The 21178-nt window shown below is 62.6% G+C and carries 18 protein-coding genes; 3 read left to right on the top strand and 15 right to left on the bottom strand.

Going from position 1 to position 21178, the window contains the following annotated elements:
* Positions 1 to 5 precede the first annotated feature (5 nt).
* The 13 genes from nuoM to ABI582_RS24405 form a co-directional block, all read right to left on the bottom strand.
* Entirely contained in the window at positions 6 to 1538 is a 1533-nt protein-coding gene (gene nuoM, locus ABI582_RS24345) for an NADH-quinone oxidoreductase subunit M (protein ID WP_258653377.1), read from the bottom strand.
* 40 nt (positions 1539 to 1578) lie between these two features.
* Positions 1579 to 3432: an NADH-quinone oxidoreductase subunit L gene (gene nuoL, locus ABI582_RS24350; protein WP_338744650.1), complete on the bottom strand. Its 1854-nt coding sequence runs from the start codon at positions 3430 to 3432 to the stop codon at positions 1579 to 1581.
* Positions 3429 to 3737, bottom strand: coding sequence for an NADH-quinone oxidoreductase subunit NuoK (gene nuoK, locus ABI582_RS24355; RefSeq protein ID WP_003251446.1), 309 nt, complete (start codon positions 3735 to 3737; stop codon positions 3429 to 3431). Before nuoK ends, nuoL begins: the two co-directional genes overlap by 4 nt.
* A 3-nt stretch (positions 3738 to 3740) precedes the next feature.
* Entirely contained in the window at positions 3741 to 4241 is a 501-nt protein-coding gene (gene nuoJ, locus ABI582_RS24360; RefSeq protein WP_086978409.1) for an NADH-quinone oxidoreductase subunit J, read from the bottom strand.
* A gap of 10 nt (positions 4242 to 4251) precedes the next feature.
* A complete protein-coding gene (gene nuoI / locus ABI582_RS24365; protein WP_016488223.1) occupies positions 4252 to 4800 on the bottom strand; it encodes an NADH-quinone oxidoreductase subunit NuoI in 549 nt (182 codons plus the stop codon).
* A gap of 11 nt (positions 4801 to 4811) precedes the next feature.
* The gene (gene nuoH / locus ABI582_RS24370) at positions 4812 to 5819 is read right to left on the bottom strand and encodes an NADH-quinone oxidoreductase subunit NuoH (protein WP_012273297.1); all 1008 of its coding nucleotides are present in this window, start codon (positions 5817 to 5819) and stop codon (positions 4812 to 4814) included.
* Positions 5816 to 8530 (bottom strand): NADH-quinone oxidoreductase subunit NuoG, encoded by a 2715-nt coding sequence (gene nuoG, locus ABI582_RS24375; RefSeq protein WP_368976095.1) that lies wholly within the window; start codon positions 8528 to 8530, stop codon positions 5816 to 5818. Before nuoG ends, nuoH begins: the two co-directional genes overlap by 4 nt.
* Before the next feature lie 133 nt (positions 8531 to 8663).
* Positions 8664 to 10043 (bottom strand): NADH-quinone oxidoreductase subunit NuoF, encoded by a 1380-nt coding sequence (nuoF, locus tag ABI582_RS24380; protein ID WP_442120528.1) that lies wholly within the window; start codon positions 10041 to 10043, stop codon positions 8664 to 8666.
* Complete coding sequence (gene nuoE / locus ABI582_RS24385; protein ID WP_019470486.1) at positions 10040 to 10537, bottom strand: NADH-quinone oxidoreductase subunit NuoE; 498 nt, start codon at positions 10535 to 10537, stop codon at positions 10040 to 10042. Before nuoE ends, nuoF begins: the two co-directional genes overlap by 4 nt.
* A 2-nt stretch (positions 10538 to 10539) precedes the next feature.
* On the bottom strand, positions 10540 to 12321 hold the full coding sequence (gene nuoC, locus ABI582_RS24390) for an NADH-quinone oxidoreductase subunit C/D (RefSeq protein ID WP_019470487.1): 1782 nt from the start codon (positions 12319 to 12321) through the stop codon (positions 10540 to 10542).
* Positions 12322 to 12400: 79 nt separating this feature from the next.
* Positions 12401 to 13078, bottom strand: a complete 678-nt coding sequence (locus tag ABI582_RS24395; protein ID WP_012313769.1) for a NuoB/complex I 20 kDa subunit family protein — start codon at positions 13076 to 13078, stop codon at positions 12401 to 12403.
* 10 nt (positions 13079 to 13088) lie between these two features.
* On the bottom strand, positions 13089 to 13502 hold the full coding sequence (locus ABI582_RS24400) for an NADH-quinone oxidoreductase subunit A (protein ID WP_003251427.1): 414 nt from the start codon (positions 13500 to 13502) through the stop codon (positions 13089 to 13091).
* A 381-nt stretch (positions 13503 to 13883) separates the two neighbouring features.
* A complete protein-coding gene (locus ABI582_RS24405) occupies positions 13884 to 14546 on the bottom strand; it encodes a lysoplasmalogenase (RefSeq protein ID WP_442120529.1) in 663 nt (220 codons plus the stop codon).
* Between the two features lie 457 nt (positions 14547 to 15003).
* On the opposite strand from ABI582_RS24405, the gene ABI582_RS24410 reads away from it, so the two are divergent.
* Positions 15004 to 15267: a DUF3077 domain-containing protein gene (locus ABI582_RS24410; RefSeq protein ID WP_442120530.1), complete on the top strand. Its 264-nt coding sequence runs from the start codon at positions 15004 to 15006 to the stop codon at positions 15265 to 15267.
* A 236-nt stretch (positions 15268 to 15503) separates the two neighbouring features.
* On the opposite strand, the gene aceA is transcribed toward ABI582_RS24410, so the two are convergent.
* Positions 15504 to 16829, bottom strand: coding sequence for an isocitrate lyase (gene aceA, locus ABI582_RS24415; protein WP_012273289.1), 1326 nt, complete (start codon positions 16827 to 16829; stop codon positions 15504 to 15506).
* A gap of 493 nt (positions 16830 to 17322) precedes the next feature.
* Positions 17323 to 18087: a secretin N-terminal domain-containing protein gene (locus ABI582_RS24420; RefSeq protein ID WP_442120531.1), complete on the bottom strand. Its 765-nt coding sequence runs from the start codon at positions 18085 to 18087 to the stop codon at positions 17323 to 17325.
* Positions 18088 to 18211: 124 nt separating this feature from the next.
* Here ABI582_RS24420 and ABI582_RS24425 point away from each other — a divergent pair, with 124 nt between their 5' ends.
* Together ABI582_RS24425 and ABI582_RS24430 are read left to right on the top strand one after the other, a co-directional pair.
* Positions 18212 to 19387: a hypothetical protein gene (locus ABI582_RS24425; RefSeq protein WP_442120532.1), complete on the top strand. Its 1176-nt coding sequence runs from the start codon at positions 18212 to 18214 to the stop codon at positions 19385 to 19387.
* Positions 19388 to 19440: 53 nt separating this feature from the next.
* Complete coding sequence (locus ABI582_RS24430) at positions 19441 to 21150, top strand: S8/S53 family peptidase (RefSeq protein ID WP_442120533.1); 1710 nt, start codon at positions 19441 to 19443, stop codon at positions 21148 to 21150.
* Positions 21151 to 21178: the final 28 nt, after the last annotated feature.

Genomic DNA, 21178 nt, shown 5'->3' on the forward strand with positions numbered 1-21178 from the left:
CGCTCTTACCGGGCCGAAGCGAGTTGAGTGAAAGCGGAACCGAGCCACTGCTGCACACCACTCATGGTGGCGGCAGAGGTGTCGAGGAACGGCTGTGGATACACGCCCAGCAGGATCAGCAGTACCGCCAGGCCCAGCACCATGATCAGTTCGCGACCGTCCATGCCGGCCAGCACGGTGTCGGCCTTGGCCGGGCCGAAGTAGGCGCGGTGGATCATGATCAGCGAGTAGACCGAACCGAATACCAGGCCGGTGGTGGCGATCACGGTGATCCATGGTACATGTGCGAAGCTGCCGATCAGGATCAGGAACTCGCCGACGAAGTTGCCGGTACCCGGCAGGCCCAGCGACGCTGCGGCGAAGAACAGGCTGATGGCGGGCAGGTAGGCGATGCGGTGCCACAGGCCACCCATCTGACGCATGTCACGGGTGTGCAGGCGCTCGTACAGCTGGCCGGACAGGATGAACAGTGCCGCAGCCGACAGGCCGTGGGCCAGCATCTGGATCACCGCGCCTTGCAGGGCCTGCTGGCTGCCGGAGTAGATACCGATCAGCACGAAGCCCATGTGCGAGACGCTGGAGAAGGCGATCAGGCGCTTGATGTCGGTTTGCGCAAAGGCCAGGAAGGCACCGTAGAAGATACCGATCAGGCCCAGGGTCATGGCGATGGGCGCGAACTCGGCCGAGGCGTTCGGGAACAGCGGCAGGGCAAAGCGCAGCAGGCCGTAGGCCGCGGTCTTCAGCAAGATACCCGCCAGGTCCACGGAGCCTGCGGTAGGTGCCTGGGCGTGAGCATCAGGCAGCCAGGAGTGGAACGGTACCACCGGCAGCTTCACCGCGAAGGCGATGAAGAAGCCCAGCATCAGCACGTATTCGACACCGGCTGGCAGCTCGGCCTTGAGCAGGTCGCTGTAGTTGAAGGTGAGCACGCCGGTAGTGTTGTAGTTGACCAGCACCAGGCCCAGGATCGCCACCAGCATGATCAGGCCGCTGGCCTGGGTGAAGATGAAGAACTTGGTCGCCGCGTAGATCCGGGTCTTCTTGCCGTCTGCCGAGCTGTGACCCCAGAGCGCGATGAGGAAGTACATCGGCACCAGCATCATTTCCCAGAAGAAGAAGAACAGGAACAGGTCCAGGGCCAGGAACACACCGACCACGCCGCCCAGGATCCACATCAGGTTGAGGTGGAAGAAGCCGACGTGGCGCTGGATCTCTTTCCAGGAACACAGTACCGACAGCACACCGAGCAGGCCGGTGAGCAGGATCATCAGCAGCGACAGGCCGTCGAGGGCCAGGTGGATGCTGATGCCGAAGCGCTGGATCCACTGGAGTTTGTATTCCAGGGCCCAGGCCGGCTCGGCGCCCGGAGCGGGGGCGAGGGTGTAGTCGCCGTTAGCCCACAGCCACAGGCCGATGCCGAGCAGCAGGGACATGGTCAGCAGCGCGATCCAGCGCGGCAAGGTGGCGCCGAAGCGCTCACCCAGCCAGCACAGGAAGCCGCCGATGAAGGGGATCAGGATCAGCCAAGGCAAAATCATGACGGGTTGGTTTCCTTTGGCAAAGTCGCAAGATTCATTGTCATACCGCAGCCACTAGCACGGCACCGAGTACCAGTACGGCACCGACGGCGATAGAGGCGGTGTACCAGCGCAGTTGGCCAGTCTCGGTCTTGCTCATGGCGACGTGGCCGCCACGCGCCATCCGAGGAATCAGGCCGATGCTGCGGTCTACCGGGTCCTTGCGCAGGATGTGGCAGATCAGCAGGTACGGTTTGACGAAAAGCTTGTCGTAGATCCAGTCGAAGCCCCACGCGGCGAACCACCAGGCCGACAGGGCGCGGCCGATGCCGCTGTTGGCGACGGCGCTGACGAAGCTGCGCTTGCCCAGGAACAGCAGGGCTGACAGCAGGATACCGGCGATGGCGATGGCGCCCGAGGTGATCTCCAGCGCGTGCTTGGCTTCGCCACCGGCGTGGCCGGCGCTTTCAGGCAGCACGCCTGCCAGCGGCGGGGTGATCCAGGCACCGACGAAGGTCGACAGCACGATCAGCACGCCCAGCGGCAGCCAGTGGCTGATGCCGTGGCCCGCGTGAGCTTCGGTCTTGGCTTCGCCGTGGAAGGCGATGAAGATCAGGCGGAAGGTGTACAGCGAGGTCATGAACGCACCGACCAGGCCGGCGTACAGCAGGCCGGTGTTGCCGCTGGCGAAGGCTTCCCAGAGGATCTCGTCCTTGGAGTAGAAGCCCACGGTCACGATCGGCAGGGCGGCCAGGGCAGCACCACCGACCACGAAGCTGGCGTAGGCCAGTGGCAGTTTCTTCCACAGGCCGCCCATCTTGAAGATGTTCTGCTCGTGGTGGCAGGCAACGATCACCGCACCGGAGGCAAGGAACAGCAGGGCCTTGAAGAAGGCGTGGGTCATCAGGTGGAAGATCGCCGCATCCCAGGCGCCAACGCCCAGTGCCAGGAACATGTAGCCGATCTGGCTCATGGTCGAGTAGGCGAGGATACGCTTGATGTCGGTCTGTACCAGCGCGGCGAAGCCGGCCAGTACCAGGGTCACGCCACCGACCACACCTACCAGGTGCAGGATGTCCGGCGCCAACAGGAACAGGCCGTTGGTACGGGCGATCAGGTACACGCCCGCGGTCACCATGGTTGCAGCGTGGATCAGCGCCGAAACCGGGGTTGGGCCCGCCATGGCGTCGGCCAGCCAGGTCTGCAGTGGCAGCTGGGCCGATTTACCGACCGCACCGCCCAGCAGCATCAGTGTTGCCAGCACCATCCAGGTGTCACCAGCCTGGAACTTCTGCGGTGCCAGCACCAGCAGTTCCTGCACGTTCAGGGTACCCAGCTGGGCAAACAGGATGAACAGGCCGATGGCCAGGAACACGTCACCGATACGGGTGACGATGAACGCCTTGAGTGCCGCGTTACCGTTGTTGCGGTTGCTGTAATAGAAACCGATCAACAGGTACGAGCACAGGCCCACGCCTTCCCAGCCGAAGTAGATGAACAGCAGGTTATCGCCGAGGATCAGGAACAGCATGCTGGCGATGAACAGGTTGGTGTACGAGAAGAAGCGCGAGTAGCCGGCTTCGCCACGCATGTACCAGGACGCGAACAGGTGGATCAGGAAGCCGACACCGGTAACCACGCCGAGCATGGTGACCGACAGGCCGTCCAGGTACAGGGTGAAGTTCGGCGCAAAGCCGTCCACCGACATCCACTGCCACAGCAGTTGGCTGTACGCGCCGCCTTCAGGTGGCGCGACATTGAACTGCCAGATGACGTAGGCGGCGGTAGCCGCCGACAGGCCCACCGAGCCGACGCCGATCAGGGCGGACAGGTTCTCCGAGAACCGCCCGCGCGAGAACGACAGCAGCAGGAAGCCGATGAGGGGGAAGACGAAAGTCAGGAAGAGAAGGTTCATCCGCGCATCTCACTGGCAGCATCGATGTCGAGAGTGTGGAAGCGGCGATACAGCTGCAGCAGGATGGCCAGGCCAATACTGGCCTCGGCGGCTGCCAGGCTGATCACCAGAATGAACATCACCTGGCCGTCGGGCTGGACCCAACGGGCCCCGGCGACGACGAACGCCAGGGCAGAGGCGTTCATCATGACTTCCAGGCTCATGAGCACGAAGAGGATGTTGCGGCGGACCATCAGGCCAACCAGACCTAAGCAGAACAGGATACCGGCGACCGCCAGGCCATGCTCGAGAGGGATAGCACCCATGATTTACTCCTTCGCCTCGTTGCGGCCCAGGTGGAAGGCGGTGACGGCTGCAGCCAGCAGCAGCATCGAGGCCAGTTCGACCACCAGCAGGTACGGCCCGAACAGGCTGATGCCCACTTCTTTCGGGCCCACGGTGGTACCGCTGATGCCAGCGCCGCTTGGGGTGACGAACAGCACGTACAGCAGTTCCAGCAGCAGCAGGGTGCCGAGGATTACCGGCCCTGCCCAGATGCCGGGCTTGAGCCAGCCGCGCTCCTGGGCGACCGAAGCCGGCCCCAGGTTGAGCATCATCACCACGAACACGAACAGCACCATGATGGCGCCGGCGTAGGCGATCACTTCCAGGGCGCCGGCGAACGGCGCACCCAGGGAGAAGAAGATCATGGCCACGGAAATCAGCGAAATGATCAGGTAAAGCAAGGCGTGCACGGGGTTTGTGCCGGTCACCACCCGAAGGGTGGAGACCACGGCGATCCCGGATGCGAAGTAGAAAGCGAATTCCATCTTTCTGTCCTTATGGGAGCAAGCTCTTCACGTTGATCGGCTCGGCTTCGTTCTGCGCAGCGCCTTTCGGCTTGCCAGCGATTGCCATACCCGCAACACGGTAGAAGTTGTAGTCAGGGTTCTTGCCGGGGCCGGAGATCAGCAGATCTTCTTTCTCGTACACCAGGTCCTGACGCTTGAACTCGGCCATTTCGAAATCCGGAGTCAGCTGGATCGCGGTGGTCGGGCACGCTTCTTCACACAGGCCGCAGAAAATGCAACGCGAGAAGTTGATGCGGAAGAATTCCGGGTACCAGCGACCATCCTCGGTCTCGGCCTTCTGCAGCGAAATGCAGCCAACCGGGCAGGCCACCGCGCAGAGGTTGCACGCTACGCAGCGCTCCTCGCCATCGGGGTCGCGGGTGAGGACGATGCGGCCGCGGTAGCGCGGCGGCAGGTACACGGGTTCTTCGGGGTACTGCAGGGTGTCGCGCTTGCGGAACCCGTGGGAGAACACCATTGCCAGGCTGCGCAGCTGTGTGCCGGTGCCCTTAACGATGTCGCCGATATACTTGAACATGGGTCAAATCCTCACTGGGCCGCGACGGCTGGCGTGTTGTAAAGCACGATCGCAGCGGTCACCAGCAAATTGATCAGGGTCAGCGGCAGGCAGAACTTCCAGCTGAAGTCCATCACCTGGTCATAGCGCGGGCGCGGGATCGAGGCGCGCAGCAGGATGAACAGCATGATGAAGAACGCGGTCTTCAGGGCGAACCACAGGAACGGCACTTGCGGCAGGATGCCGAACGGGCCGTGCCAGCCACCGAAGAACAGGGTTACCAGCAGCGCCGAGATGAGGATGATGCCGATGTACTCACCGACGAAGAACATGCCCCATTTCATGCCGGCATACTCGATGTGGTAGCCGTCGGCCAGTTCCTGTTCTGCTTCCGGCTGGTCGAACGGGTGACGGTGAGTCACGGCGACGCCAGCGATGAAGAAGGTACAGAAGCCGAAGAACTGCGGAATGATGAACCACAGGTTCTGCGCCTGGTACTCGACGATGTCGCGCATGTTGAACGAGCCTACCTGCACCACTACGCCCATCAGCGCCAGGCCCAGGAACACTTCGTACGACACGGTCTGTGCCGAAGCACGCAAGCTGCCCAGCAGGGCGTACTTGTTGTTCGACGACCAGCCGGCGAACAGCACCGCGTAGACCGACAGGCCAGCCATGGCGAAGAAGAACAGCAGGCCGATGTTCAGGTCGGCAACGCCCCAGCCCGGTGTGATCGGGATGATCGAGAAGCCGATCAGCAGGGCGCTCATGGCCACGACCGGTGCCAGGGTGAAGATCATCTTGTCGACGAAGGGCGGGTTCCAGTCCTCCTTGAAGAACATCTTCAGCATGTCGGCGGCGATCTGGAACATGCCGAACGGGCCGACACGGTTAGGACCGTAGCGGTCCTGCCACCAGCCCAGCAGGCGGCGCTCGACGAAGCTGAGCAGGGCGCCGCAGACCACTACGGCCAGCAGCACCACGATAGCCTTGACGACCTGGATGATCACATCGATCACTTCGGGGGTGAACCAGCTCATTGTGCTGCCTCCTGCAGGCCTTCGACGGATGCACCGAAGATGGCAGGCGGAATGCCGGCCAGGCCTTTCGGCAGCGCGACCAGGCCAGCGCCCAGCTCTTCATTGATACGCAGCGGCAGGCGCAGGGCCACACCCGCAACGTTCAGGCTCAGCAGGGCACCGTCGTTGACTCCCAGGCGGTCGGCTTCGGACTTGGCCAGGGCCACGTAGGCAGCCGGGATGCGCTCTTGCACCGGGGCGGCGCGCGACGAGCTTTCTTCGCTGCCGAACAGGTGGAAGAACGGCACGGCAGTCCAGGTGCCACGGGTGGGGTTGAAGGCACCCGGAATGGCGCTGAACCAGCTCAGGCGGTCGCCTTGCGATTCGATCAGGCGTACGCCCGGGTCACCGGCACGCAGGTGGCCACCGACCTCGTCCTGGAACTTGTTCCAGGCTTGCGGCGAGTTCCAGCCCGGCGACCAGGCGAACGGCACCTGCTGGCGCGGTTCGGCGGAGCCCGAGTAACCTTCCATGGAGAAGGCGAACGCGGTGTCCTTGTCTTGCGGGGTGCGCGGCTCGTGCACGCTGATGTTGGCGCGCATGGCAGTACGGCCGGAATAACGCAGCGGCTCACGGGCCAGCTTCATGCCCTTGATGCGGAACGCGGCGCTTGGCGCAGCGTTGACGATGCCGGCCAGTTGCGGGGCGGCTTCGGCGCAGGCGCTGGTAACGTGGTCCAGCTGGGTCCAGTCGACCGGCTTGTTCAGCAGGGTGGCACGCAGGGCGTGCATCCAGCGCCAGCCTTCGTGAATCAGGATGCTGCTGTCCAGGTACTGTGGGTCGAACACCTGGAAGAAGCGCTGGGCACGGCCTTCCTGGCTGACCAGGGTACCGTCGCCTTCGGCGAACGAGGCCGCTGGCAGTACCAGGTGGGCACGGTCGACAGTGGCGGTTTTGGAGTGGTCGGCAACGATCACCACCTTGGCTGCAGCCAGGGCAGCGTCGACCTTGGCGGCCGGTACGCGGGCGTACAGGTCGTTTTCCAGTACGACGATGGCGTCGGCCTTGCCGCTGATGACCGCGTCCAGCGCGGCATCGACGGACTCGCCACCGAGCATGGCCAGGCCGATGCTGTTGGCCTCAGGCACCACCAGGCTCAGCGAGCCGTTCTTCTCGCGCAGCTTGAGGGCTTTGGCGATGTTGGCGGCGGCTTCGATCAGCGCCGGGTCGGCCAGGGAAGTACCGGCAACGACCAGTGGGCGCTTGGCAGCGACCAGGGCGTCGGCGATGCGCTGGGCCAGGGCCTTGGCTTCGTCGTCCAGGCCGGCAACGGCAGGTGCGCTCGGGTCGATGGCGTGGGCCACGGCGAAACCGATGCGGGCCAGGTCGGCCGGGGCGGCGTGCACGCATTCTTCGGCGACGTCGTCCAGCTTGGTTTCAGCCAGGGAGGCGATGAACAGCGGGTACAGCGCGTGCTGGCCGATGTTCTTCACCGCAGCGTCGAGCCACGGCTGCACTTTCATCGCTTCGGCCATGGCCTCGGCCTTGCCTTTGGTGGCCTGGCGCACGGCCAGGGCGACGCGGGCAGCGGTCTGGGTCAGGTCTTCACCGAGCACGAACACGGCGTCGTGGTCTTCGATGTCGCGCAGGGTAGGCACCGGCAGCGGGCTGTTGTTCAGCACGTTCAGGGCCAGGCGCACGCGGGCCAGTTCGCCAGCTTCCATGCCAGAGTAGAAGTACTCGGCACCGACCAGCTCACGCAGGCCGTAGTTGCTTTCGAGGCTGGCGCGTGGCGAGCCGATACCGACGATGGTACGGCCGCGCAGCAGGTCGGCGGCCTTGTCCAGGGCGGCGTCCAGGCCCAGCTTGGTGCCGTCGGCCAGGTGTGGCTGGCGTGGGCGGTCCTTGCGGTTGACGTAGCCGTAACCGAAGCGGCCACGGTCGCACAGGAAGTACTGGTTGACCGAGCCGTTGAAGCGGTTTTCGATCCGGCGCAGTTCGCCGTAGCGCTCGCCCGGGCTGATGTTGCAGCCGCTGGAGCAGCCATGGCAGATGCTTGGGGCAAACTGCATGTCCCACTTGCGGTTGTAGCGCTCGGAGTGGGTCTTGTCGGTGAACACACCGGTCGGGCAGACCTCGGTCAGGTTGCCGGAGAATTCACTCTCCAGCACGCCGTCTTCGACGCGGCCGAAGTACACGTTGTCGTGGGCGCCGTATACGCCCAGGTCGGTACCGCCGGCGTAGTCCTTGTAGTAACGCACGCAGCGGTAGCAGGCGATGCAGCGGTTCATCTCATGGGCGATGAACGGGCCGAGGTCCTGGTTCTGGTGGGTACGCTTGGTGAAACGGTAGCGGCGCTCGTTGTGGCCGGTCATTACCGTCATGTCTTGCAGGTGGCAGTGACCACCTTCCTCGCACACCGGGCAGTCGTGCGGGTGGTTGGTCATCAGCCATTCGACGACGCTGGCGCGAAACGCCTTGGACTCGTCATCTTCGATGGAAATCCAGGTGCCGTCGGAGGCTGGGGTCATGCAGGACATGACGATACGACCACGGGTGTCGTTCTCGTCGGTGTACTGCTTGACCGCGCACTGCCGGCAGGCGCCAACGCTACCAAGCGCCGGGTGCCAGCAGAAATAAGGGATGTCGAGGCCTAGCGACAGACACGCCTGTAACAGGTTGTCTGCACCGTTGACTTCGAGCGCTTTGCCGTCTACGTGGATAGTGGCCATTGTTCAAAGTTCTTCGTTGGCCCGCGTGAGCGGGCGTGGCTAATGGAAATCGGTGAGCTTGCGACACGCCGCGAATGAATCGGGCCTGCCGGCAAGCTGGCGAGTGGCACGGACCACCCGCCTAGTCATCTTGTTATGCGCCGACCACGATCGGCCCGCTCGGCACTGGCTTGGCCAGGTTCGGGCGCAGGGCGTCGGCAGCACTGGCTGGTGCGACACCGGCCTCGAACTCGGAGCGGAAGTATTTGATGGCACTGCCCAATGGCTCGACGGCACCGGGTGCGTGAGCACAGAAGGTGCGGCCTGGGCCGAGGAAGTTGACCAGACCCAGCAGGGTCTCGATGTCTTCGGCGCGGCCCTGGCCGTTTTCCAGTGCGCGCAGCATTTTCACGCTCCACGGCAGGCCGTCACGGCATGGGGTGCACCAGCCGCACGACTCGCGGGCGAAGAACTCTTCCATGTTGCGCAGCAGCGAGACCATGTTGACGCTGTCGTCGACCGCCATGGCCAGGCCAGTACCCATACGGGTGCCGACCTTGGCGATGCCACCGGCGTACATTTGCGCGTCGAGGTGCTCGGGCAGCAGGAAGCCGGTACCGGCGCCACCTGGCTGCCAGCACTTGAGCTTGAAGCCGTCGCGCATGCCGCCAGCGTAGTCTTCGAACAGCTCGCGGGCGGTGACGCCGAATGGCAGCTCCCACAGGCCCGGGTTCTTTACCTTGCCGGAGAAGCCCATCAGCTTGGTGCCGTGGTCTTCGCTACCTTCGCGGGCCAGCGACTTGTACCAGTCGTTGCCGTTGGCGACGATGGCTGGCACGTTGCACAGGGTTTCGACGTTGTTCACGCAAGTCGGCTTGCCCCACACGCCCACGGCGGCAGGGAAGGGCGGCTTGGAGCGCGGGTTGGCGCGGCGGCCTTCCAGCGAGTTGATCAGTGCGGTTTCTTCACCGCAGATGTAGCGGCCGGCACCGGTGTGCACGAACAGCTCGAAATCAAAACCGGAGCCCAGGATGTTCTTGCCCAGCAGGCCGGCGGCCTTGGCTTCATCAATGGCGCGGTTGAGGTTTTTCGCTGCGGTGGTGTATTCGCCACGCAGGAAGATGTAGCCACGGTAGGCCTTCAGGGCGCGGGCGCTGATCAGCATGCCCTCGACCAGCAGATGGGGCTGTTGCTCCATCAGCATGCGGTCCTTCCAGGTGTTGGGCTCCATTTCGTCCGCGTTGCACAGCAGGTAGCGGATGTTCATGGATTCGTCTTTGGGCATCAGGCCCCACTTCACGCCAGTGGGGAAGCCTGCGCCGCCACGGCCCTTGAGGCCGGAGTCCTTCACGGTCTGCACGATGTCGTCTTGCGACATCTCGCTCAGTGCCTTGCGGGCAGCGGCGTAGCCGTTCTTGGCCTGGTACTCGGCCAGCCATACCGGCTCGCCGTCGTCACGCAGGCGCCAGGTCAGCGGGTGGGTTTCGGCCGAGCGCGCAATGCGGTTGGCCGGGCCGAAGGAAGTAATGGTCATACGTAACCCTCCAGCAGTTTGGTGACGCCAGCGGGCTGCACGTCGCCAAAGGTGTCGTCGTCGATCATCAGCGCCGGGGCCTTGTCGCAGTTGCCCAGGCAGCACACCGGCAGCAGGGTGAAGCGGCCGTCGGCGGTGGTCTGGCCGAGGCCGATGCCCAGCTCGCTCTGGATCTGGCTGACGACCGATTCATGGCCGCCGATGTAGCAGACCATGCTGTCGCACACGCGAATGATGTGGCGGCCAACCGGCTGGCGGAAGATCTGGCTGTAGAAGGTGGCTACACCCTCGACGTCGCTGGCCGGGATGCCCAGCACGTCGCCGATGGCGTGGATGGCGCCGTCCGGCACCCAGCCACGTTCCTTCTGGACGATCTTCAGGGCTTCGATGGACGCCGCGCGCGGGTCCTCGTAGTGATGCATCTCGTGCTCGATGGCCGAGCGCTCTGTTTCGCTCAGGGCGAAACGGTCTGTCTGGATAAGCGTGCTGTTCATGCTTAGCGGTCCACGTCAGCCATAACGAAGTCGATACTGCCCAGGTACGCAATGAGGTCGGCGACCATGCTGCCTTTGATCACCGAAGGGATCTGCTGCAGGTGCGGGTAGCTCGGGGTACGGATCCGGGTGCGGTAGCTCATGGTGCCGCCATCGCTCGTCAGGTAGTAACTGTTGATGCCCTTGGTCGCCTCGATCATCTGGAACGACTCGTTGGCCGGCATGACCGGGCCCCACGAGACTTGCAGGAAGTGCGTGATGAGGGTCTCGATGTGCTGCAGGGTGCGCTCTTTCGGTGGCGGCGTGGTCAGCGGGTGATCCGCCTTGTACGGGCCTTCCGGCATGTTGCGCAGGCACTGGTCGATGATGCGGATACTCTGGCGCATCTCCTCGACACGGACCATGCAGCGATCGTAGGCATCGCCGTTGTGGGCCAGCGGTACTTCGAACTCGAAGTTCTCGTAGCCGGAGTAGGGGCGGGCCTTGCGCAGGTCGAAATCGCAACCGGTGGAGCGCAGGCCGGCACCGGTCGTGCCCCATTCCAGGGCTTCCTTGGTGTTATACGCGGCAACGCCAATGGTACGGCCCTTGAGGATGCTGTTTTGCAGGGCAGCCTTGGTGTACTCGTCGAGGCGCTTTGGCAGCCAGTCGACGAAGTCCTTGACCAGTTTCTCCCAGCCGCGCGGCAGGTCGTGGGCGACGCCACCGATGCGGTACCAGGCCGGGTGCAGGCGGAAACCGGTGATCGCTTCGATCACGGTGTAGGCGCGCTGGCGGTCGGTGAAGGTGAAGAACACCGGGGTCATGGCGCCCACGTCCTGGATGTAGGTACCCAGGAACAGCAGGTGGCTGGTGATGCGGAAGAACTCGGCCAGCATCACGCGAATCACGTCGACCTTCTGCGGCACCTTGATGCCTGCCAGCTTTTCCACCGCCAGAACGTACGGCAGGTTGTTCATCACCCCGCCGAGGTAGTCGATACGGTCGGTGTAGGGGATGAAGCTGTGCCAGGACTGGCGCTCGGCCATTTTTTCGGCGCCACGGTGGTGGTAGCCGATGTCCGGTACGCAGTCGACGATCTCTTCACCGTCCAGCTGCAGGACGATACGGAACGCACCGTGCGCCGAAGGGTGGTTGGGGCCGAGGTTGAGGAACATGTAGTCCTCGTTGGCGCCCTGACGCTTCATGCCCCAGGCTTCCGGGTTGAAGCGTGCCGACTCTTCTTCGAGCTGCTGCTTGGCCAGGGTCAGGCTATAGGGGTCGAACTCGGTGGCACGGGCCGGGTAGTCCTTGCGCAGCGGGTGACCTTCCCAGGTGGGCGGCATCATGATGCGGCTGAGGTGCGGGTGGCCGGCAAAGTCGATGCCGAACATGTCCCACACTTCGCGTTCGTACCAGTTGGCGTTTGGCCAGATACCGGTCACGGTCGGCAGGTTCAGGTCGCCTTCGCTCAGCGACACCTTGATCATCACGTCGCTGTTACGCTCGATCGACAGCAGGTGGTAGAACACACTGAAGTCGGCGGCCGGCAGGCCACGGCGCTGGGTACGCAGGCGTTCGTCGACGCCGTGCAGGTCGTACAGCATGCTGTAAGGCTTGGCGACACCGCGCAGGAAGCTGAGCACCTCTTTGAGCTGGGCGCGCTTTACCCACAGCACGGGCATGCCGGTGCGGGTTTCCTGGGCGACGAATGCTTCGGCGCCAAAACGGTTGTTCAGTTCGACGACCACATCCTGGTCGTCAGCCTTGTAGGGCGGAATATAAATAGCGTTGTCCGCTGTCATGGTCTCGGTCGCTTTGGGTCAACGTTAAGAATGAAGCCAGGCCGCCGGCTCCAGGGGGAGCGGGCGGCAGGTCGCTGGATCAGACTTCGTCGGGGCTGCGCAGGTTGGTTACTGCAATGCGCTGCTCACGACGCAGGTCTTTCTGGGCTGGCATCTCGGCACGGTAAATACCTTGATCACCAACAACCCAGGAAAGCGGGCGTCGTTCTTGGCCGATCGACTCCTGCAACAGCATCAAGCCTTGCAGGAAAGCCTCAGGGCGTGGCGGGCAGCCAGGCACATAGACGTCCACGGGGAGGAACTTGTCGACCCCCTGAACGACCGAGTAGATGTCGTACATGCCACCGGAGTTGGCGCACGAGCCCATGGAGATGACCCATTTCGGCTCGAGCATCTGCTCATACAGGCGCTGGATGATCGGCGCCATCTTGATGAAGCAGGTACCGGCGATGACCATGAAGTCGGCCTGACGCGGCGAGGCCCGGATGACTTCGGCGCCGAAGCGGGCGATGTCGTGGGGTGCCGTGAAGGCCGTGGTCATTTCCACGTAGCAGCAGGACAGGCCGAAGTTGTACGGCCAGAGGGAGTTCTTGCGACCCCAGTTGACCGCGCCACGCAGCACATCTTCGAGTTTCCCCATGTAGATGTTCTTGTGGACCTGGTCCTCTAGCAGCTGATCGGTGACGGTTTCCCGTTCACCTACCGGGTACTGCTCGTTGGGCGCATCCGGATCGATTCTGGTGAGATTGTATTGCATTGCCAAAGCCTCATTGTTTCAGCTTCGCTTGCCGCTTGCGGCGACCTTCGGGAGCCCAATCAAGAGCACCGACGCGCCATAGGTAGACAAGACCTGCCAACAGAATTGCTATGAAAACGAGAGCTTCGACGAACCCGGTCCAGCCGCTTTCGCGGACGGACACAGACCATGCAAAGAGAAAGAGGGCTTCGATATCGAAGATCACGAACAGCATCGCGACCAGATAGAATTTGGCGGACAGGCGCAGGCGGGCGCTGCCGACGGGCAGCATGCCGGATTCGAAGGGTTCGTTCTTGGCGCGACCCCAGGCCTTGCTACCGAGCAGGCTGGACAGGCCGAGCATGAAGGCACACAGGCCGACGACACCCAGGAGGAAGATGGCAAAGCCCCAGTTGTGGGCGATGAGTCCTGCCGAATCGGACATGCTAGAGATCCTTATACAGAGACCCAGCTCTGCAGTCTGAAATAAGTAAAGCGGCGACGTGGTGTCGCAGGTGCAGTGACCAAATGTCGCAGCTGAATCAATCGCGCTGATTTTATGGGTAAACCCGGTGCAAGTAAAATTTCTGTCGCAAATTTATTCGTAGGATTAAGAACAAAAGGCACTCGTAAATGGCTGAAAGCCTTGAAATTCGGGCATTGCGTGCGGTTTTGTTAATTATGTTTCTTGCGACTGGTAACGAATTACAAGTTTCGGAATGATAATTAATATCATTTGACCTGATGCCATGTAATTTGGCTGTTCTGTGCCTTGTAAAGTTCATCCGGCGAGTCCCCCTACTTGCAAATGCGAAAGACTCCTGTTTTAGCAGCTTCCGACGCTGCGCGCACCGCTCTGGGTCAATACTTTATCGGTTGATCGGTGACTGGCTGATGCAGCAATCGCCCACTGGCCGAGCCAGTAGGTGAGGATGATCAGGTACGGCGCGGCGGCGAACGGGCTGACGAAGCGGTCGATGCCGATCAGGCTGTCGGAGAGCACGAACAGGCCGGCGCCGATTGCGGCCAGCCCGCCACAGGCCAGGGCGCGCCAGAGCATGGCGCTGATGGCCAGGGCGTACAACGCGACAGGGATCAGCAACGGGCCGAGGCCGTGGCTGGCCAGTACGCCGAGCAGCGCGATGCCGGTGATAGCGCTGAAGATCAGTGCGGGCAGGGCGGGGCGCAGGGTGATGCCGCAGTAGCCGCGCAGGTAAGCCAGGTGGGCACAGAGGAAGGCGGCCAGGCCGAATACGAACAGGTCTGCGGGGATGGCCAGCAGTATGTCGCCGAGTGCCGAGAAGCCCAGGCCGATTGAGAGCCACTTGCGATAAGGTGTGACCGGGGCCCTGCGCAGCCAGGCGACAAGCGCCAGGACGGGAACGGGTTTGGCCAGCAGGCCGAGCAGGGTATTGTCGCTGGCCAGTGCATATATATAGAGGGCGGCGGCGGCCAAGGCCAGAATCATCAGGTGGCTTGGACGAGGCATGGGCGGTCCTTGCTGCTGTGCTGCCTCAAGCATAGACCTGATCCTGGGTTTTGCTGGTGATGCCTTTGGATTGGGTTAGGGCTGGCATGGGCTTGGCGAAAGCAATGCGGCGCCTGTGAGATCGAGCGCCGCCCGCGCGGCGCTTCGCAGCGCAAGGCTGCTCCTACATCTGTTTCGGGCCAGTCACGCCTGTGAAGCTACCTCTGCCCGCCTTGTCTGTCCCCTTCGATATTGAAGGTTGCATCACTGCTCTTGATTAATCTCCAGCCATGGCGCCCAGTGAGCGCAGGACTTCGCACTAAGGCTGCTTAATGTGTTGTCAGGGCCGGCCCCTTCGCGGGCACGCCCGCTCCCACAGGATCACCACAGGCTTCAAGACTTGCACAGTACCTGTGGGAGCGGGCGTGCCCGCGAAAGGGCCGGCCCAGGCATTAGAGAATTTTCAGGGAATTGAACAATGACAACAGAAGACACCCAGCTCACCGTCGGCAAGACCACTTTCTATCAAGGCGAAAACGGCACCCATCCACTGTTCCGCATCGGGCCAGGCGTTCCTTGTCGGGACGCCCGCGAGCAGTCGTCGGAGTTGATGGGCTATGTCAGTGAGCTGACCATCACTGGCCTGATGGAGGAGAAACCCATGATGATCTGGGCTGCTCACTACCTGCGTGCAATGGCCAAGGCGCTGATGGATGACGCAGAGCTGGGCATGAAGCACTGACATACCGCAGGCCTGCACGATCCCCCCTGTAGGAGCGGCCTTGTGTCGCGAAAGGGCTGCGCAGCGGCCCCAATGTTTCGGCGCAGATGCACAAATTGCTGGGGCTGCTGCGCAGCCCTTTCGCGACACAAGGCCGCTCCTACAGGTTCCGTATGTTCCTGGTCGGTCTGTATCGGCAAAGAGAAAGGCCCAAGGCTCGCGAGAGCCTTGGGCCTTTCTTCAGCGGCAAGCCGCTATCAGTGGAACTGCTCTTCCTCGGTCGAGCCGGTCAGGGCAGTCACCGACGATGCGCCACCCTGGATCACGGTGGTCATGTCATCGAAGTAACCGGTACCCACTTCCTGCTGGTGCGCCACGAAGGTGTAGCCTTTGCTGGCGTCAGCGAATTCCTGCTCTTGCAGCTTCACGTAGGCGGTCATGTCGTTGCGGGCGTAGTCGTGCGCCAGGTTGAACATGCCGTGCCACATGTTGTGGATGCCCGCCAGGGTGATGAACTGGTGCTTGTAGCCCATTGCCGACAGCTCGCGCTGGAACTTGGCGATGGTGGCGTCGTCCAGGTTCTTCTTCCAGTTGAAGGAAGGCGAGCAGTTGTACGACAGGATCTGGTCCGGGTACTCCTTCTTGATCGCTTCGGCGAAGCGACGGGCTTCGTCCAGGTCCGGCTTGGCGGTTTCGCACCAGATCAGGTCGGCGTATGGCGCGTAGGCCAGGCCGCGGGAGATGGCCTGGTCGAGGCCGGCGCGGACCTTGTAGAAGCCTTCACGGGTGCGCTCGCCAATCACGAACGGCTGGTCGTACGGGTCGCAGTCGCTGGTCAGCAGGTCGGCGGCGTTGGCGTCGGTACGGGCCAGGATGATGGTCGGTACGCCCGACACGTCAGCTGCCAGGCGCGCGGCCACCAGCTTCTGTACGGCTTCCTGGGTTGGTACCAGCACCTTGCCGCCCATGTGGCCGCATTTTTTGACCGAGGCCAGCTGGTCTTCGAAGTGCACGCCGGCGGCGCCTGCTTCGATCATGTTCTTCATCAGCTCGTAGGCGTTCAGTACGCCACCGAAACCGGCTTCGGCGTCTGCCACGATCGGCGCGAAGTAGTCGATGTAGCCTTCGTCGCCCGGGTTCTTGCCGGCTTTCCACTGGATCTGGTCGGCGCGGCGGAACGAGTTGTTGATGCGCTTGACCACGGTCGGTACCGAGTCAACCGGGTACAGCGACTGGTCAGGGTACATGGACTCGGCCGAGTTGTTGTCGGCGGCAACCTGCCAGCCGGACAGGTAAATGGCCTGGATGCCAGCCTTGACTTGTTGCACTGCCTGGCCACCGGTCAGGGCGCCCATGCAGTTGACGAAATCTTTTTCTGGGCGGAAGGACGGGTGGGCACCTTGGGTGACCAGCTTCCACAGTTTTTCTGCACCTTGGCGGGCCAGGGTGTGCTCTGGCTGCAGGGAGCCACGCAGGCGAACGACATCAGCGGCGGTGTAGGTACGGGTCACGCCTTTCCAGCGCGGGTTCTCGGCCCAGTCTTTCTCGAGGGCTGCAATTTGCTGTTCGCGTGTCAGTGCCATGGAAATAAACCTCGTCGCATCGATCTTGGGTTAATTGTGCTGATGCTCGGGTGCAGATCAGGGCGCTTGGCGGCTGTCCTGTTCTAAGGAGTGCGGCGGCGAACGCGAAGGCTCGAAGGGGGAAGGGTGGGCAGGCCAGGCGAAGGTGTGCTCCGGCAGGTCGGCTCGTGGTTGCCTTGCTGCGGTGCTACGCGATTGCCAGTACTGCGGTGATGCGCTTCCGTCCCTCGGGACAACTTCTTCGTTGCAGTCGCAATCCCGTCGAACCGCCTTGTGGGCCGTATAGACACGAGGCGCCTCCAGGGGTGGGAGGAGCACGCCTCGAAGGCCCTTGCCAGGGCCCCTGATTAGCGGGAGCGAGGCCATCATGCCCTTGGGAAAAAGACCCTGTCAAATGTTTTGTAGTGGTTTTTTTCGCTTACTACATCTTTGGTCTAATGCGACTTGTCAGTCAGTTTCAAGGCCTTTGGTCGAGGCCTTGAATTGCCTGGGATCAGTCGAGAAGGTCGACTTTTACCCGCAAAGTCATGTTTTCACCGCGCTGGGTGCTGTAACTGCGGCTTGACCCGCTGCGGTCGGCTTGGCTCTGCTGGTTGTAGCCTGCCAGGGTGATCCACTCACCGAGCTTGCCGGTGACTGTCGTGTCGGTACTCTGCACCTTCACTACATCTGCACGTTCCTCGCTGATGCGGTCATTATTGGTGCTTATTTGCAGACGAACCGTGTCACCACTCAAGCTTGGCGTGACGTAGAAACCCTGGGTCACGTTGCGGTATTCGGTGTTGCTCTGGATGCGCCCGTAGCCGTCGGTGCTGGTGCTGGTGATCGGGATGCTCTGGCCTACCTGAATGAGCGCAGGCTGGCCTTCGCTGGCCTGCACCTGCTGCATGCCGCCGTCGCGGTTGCTGGTGCCGTAGTGGATGACGCGTGCGTTGCCGCGGTTGTCCTGGAAGTTGCTGTCGTTGTTGTCGACGCTGATCAGCAGGCGCTTGGGAGCGGTGTCCAGTTGCTGGAGCAAGGCCCGCAGGTCGTCGATGCGCTCGGGGCTGGCGTTGACGATCAGCTTGTTCTCGAAAGCGCTGACCGTGCCGTCCTTGCCGATGAATGCCTGCGCGGCAGGCAGTAGTTCGGCGCTGGCGCGGTGCTGCAGTGGCACCACCTCGGTAGCGGCCTGGGCGGCGAGGCTGGCAAGCAGTAGCAGGGAAATGAAAAGGGGGCGTAGCGGCATGTCCATGATCTCCGCAGGTGGAATCAACATGATGGCAAATTTGCCGGCTTCCTGCCGGATCTGGATCACGCCGGCGCTGTTCAGAAGGTCGTATTATCCTTATTTATCTTGTAAGCTATAAATTATAGTAGGCAAGATAATTGAGGATAATGACATGGCTCCTGTTCGCCCGCTCCTGCGCCGTGATCAACTGGCCAACGCTCTGGCCCAAGACCTGGCAGGTGAGTCGCTGATCGATTACAGCGCTGGCATGTTCCTGGCCGCGCCCCGGCGCACGGGCAAGAGCACCTTCCTCAACAACGACTTGATACCGGAATGCGTACGGCGCGGCTGGCGACCGGTTTACGTGGACCTGTGGTCGGACCGCGACGCGGCCCCGGCGCAGCTCATCAGTGGCGCCATCGGCACTGCGCTGGCCAGTTTCGAAGGGGCGCTGGCCAGGACCGCGAAAAAGGCCGGTATCGAAAAAATAAACCTGCTGCGCACCCTGAGCTGGGATTTCACCCGCCCGCAACTGCCTGCGGGTACTACCTTGGCGCAGGCACTTTCCGTGTTGCATCAAGTGTCAGGGCAGATGGTAGTGCTGATCATCGACGAGGCTCAGCACGCCCTAAACAGCGAAGATGGCCTTAATGCCATGTTCGCGCTGAAAGCCGCGCGTGACCACCTCAACCGTGGCGACCGTCCGGACGGCTTGCGCCTGGTGTTCACAGGCTCCAGCCGCGACAAGCTGGCCAACCTGGTACTCAAGAGCAAGCAGCCGTTCTTTGGTGCCACCATCACGCCATTCCCGTTGCTGGGGCGTGAATATGTCGAATTCATCACGGGTTTGTGGAACCGGCGCCTGGCCGATAGCAATCAGTTCAAGGTAGAGGACCTGGCATACGCTTTCGAGTTGGTCGGCCGTCGCCCGGAAATGCTCAACAAGCTGTTGGCCGAAGTCAGCGTCGGCCTGGGTGAGGCGGGCAACTTGGGCGATCTGCTGCGAACTGGGGCACTCAACCATCAGGCTGGTGTCTGGAGTGACTACGAAAGTGCCTGGAACGAGCTTTCGCCGTTGCAGCAGGCGGTGCTTGAGGTAATGGCTGAACGCACGCTAAGCCGACATTCATTCTCGCCGTTCACAGAGCAGACCTTGATCGACATCAGACGCAAGCTGGAGCAGGCCCAGGCAGAAGTCAACGCCAATACGCCTAACGTACAGAAGGCCCTCGATGCCCTGCGCGACAAGGAGCTGGTGTGGAAGGCAAATCGTGGCGAGTACGCGCTGGAGGATGCTTCCATGGCTGAATGGCTTGCACGCGACAAGGCAGTTGGTGGCCGTAGATGAACCTTTGAGTTGTCCCGCCAGTCGCACTCACAGGGAGCGTGTGGGGTGATTGCATGAAGGGTGGCCTGATCCTGCTGTTATGGCTTTGCAGCCTTGGTGCACAGGCGGCACCGGATACGCTGCGCATCAAGCAACTGCAGCGTTGCGGCGACCTGCTCGGCGAAGGCGGGCAGCAATGGTGCCTGCGTGCCGAGGGGCTCGGTGCAGATGTGCCAAAGGTATGGCTGGGCGGTGTGCGACTGCCAACAGCCGATATTGAACGGACAGGTGACCGGCTTACCCTGAACCTGGCGAAACAAGCCCAGCGCAGCGCGCCCCTGTGGCTGGAATATGATGGCCGCACCAGCAACCCGATATGGCTGACCCGCCAGCGCAGTCATGTTGTTGCCGCAAGGCCTGATGCAGTGGCGAAGAACATGGATGGGCTGACTACCTATGTCGACCTGGTCAGCCTGTTGATCGAAGAAAAACACGACGGCCTTGGCGAGGCCCGGCGCATTGCCGGTAAATACGGCGCCCAGGTTGTCGGTGCCATACCGCCGCTGAATGTCTACCAGCTGCGCTTGCCGGTGGACGACCTGGTGCAGCGTGACGCGATGATCCTGCGCATGGGCAGTGAGGTCAGCGTGGATGCCGTGATTGTCGAGGAGTCCGCCCCAGAGCGTGGGGAAGAGGGAAGTGGGCGCGACACCAAGGCCATCGACCAAGCGGATGAATGGGCCGCCAACCGCTTCATGGACGCGCTGTATTTCTACCAGCGACGGATTGGCGCCTCGCGCTTGCCGGTGCAGCCCGTGCGGGTCGGGGTAATCGAGCGGGAAGTGGACTTTGACGCCCCGGGGTTCAGCCAATACCGAGGCGGCTGCGAACAGGGTCAGACGTGCGTGTATGCTCGCGACGGTGATCGCCCGACAAGCCACGGTAGCCATGTCGCAGGCATTCTCGCCGCGCAGGGTGAGGGTTTTTTGCCTGGGCTGGGCAAGCACAGCCCTGGCTTCGAGGTGATTGTAGAGCGCAATTCGGATGCAGGTATCACCGCCAACATCGCTGCATCGGTGAACCTGGTGGAGGATGGCGTGCGGGTGCTGAACTGGAGCTGGGGCATCCACCGGGTTGGCGCACGCGACGTCAACGGTGATGAGGTCGATTCGCTGGTGCGTTCCGGGCTGGCGATGAGTGGCTACGAGGAGTTGCTTGAGGAGTTCTTCCTCTGGCTGCGCAAAGAGCACCCGGACGTGGTGGTGGTGAATTCGGCGGGCAACGGTGCGTCGTGGTCAGGTACCGATGAATACCGCCTGCCGTCGTCGTTCATCACCGAACAACTGCTGGTGGTGGGCGGGCACCAACGCAGCGACAAGGCGACTTCGGTCGAAGCCCCTGACCATGTGCGCAAGCGCCACAGTTCCAACATCGACATGCGCGTGGATGTCAGTGCTGCTGCCTGTATACGCCCGGCGGCTGCCGCGGCTGCGCATTGTGGCACATCGTACGCAACGCCCCTGGTGACTGCCACCGTGGCAGCGATGCTGTCGATCAACCCGGCGCTCACCCCGGAACAGGTGCGCATGCTGTTGCGGCGCAGTGCCCTGACCCTGGGCACCGAGCAGGATTTCGAGGCGATGGATGCCGAAGACCTGACGGCGCCGATCCTGCCTTCGGAGCGTGGGGGGCGGCTGAACCACCCCGACCTGGGGCGTTCGGCGCGCCTGGACATGCAGCGCGCGCTGGACCTGGCAGTGCAGAGCCGGGAGCGGGTGCGCTGAACGGTGGCCGCTGTCAGACAAATTCCGT

Origin of the sequence: Pseudomonas sp. SAS7 (assembly GCF_052112345.1) — a bacterium.
Classification (GTDB): Bacteria; Pseudomonadota; Gammaproteobacteria; order Pseudomonadales; family Pseudomonadaceae; genus Aquipseudomonas; species Aquipseudomonas putida_Q.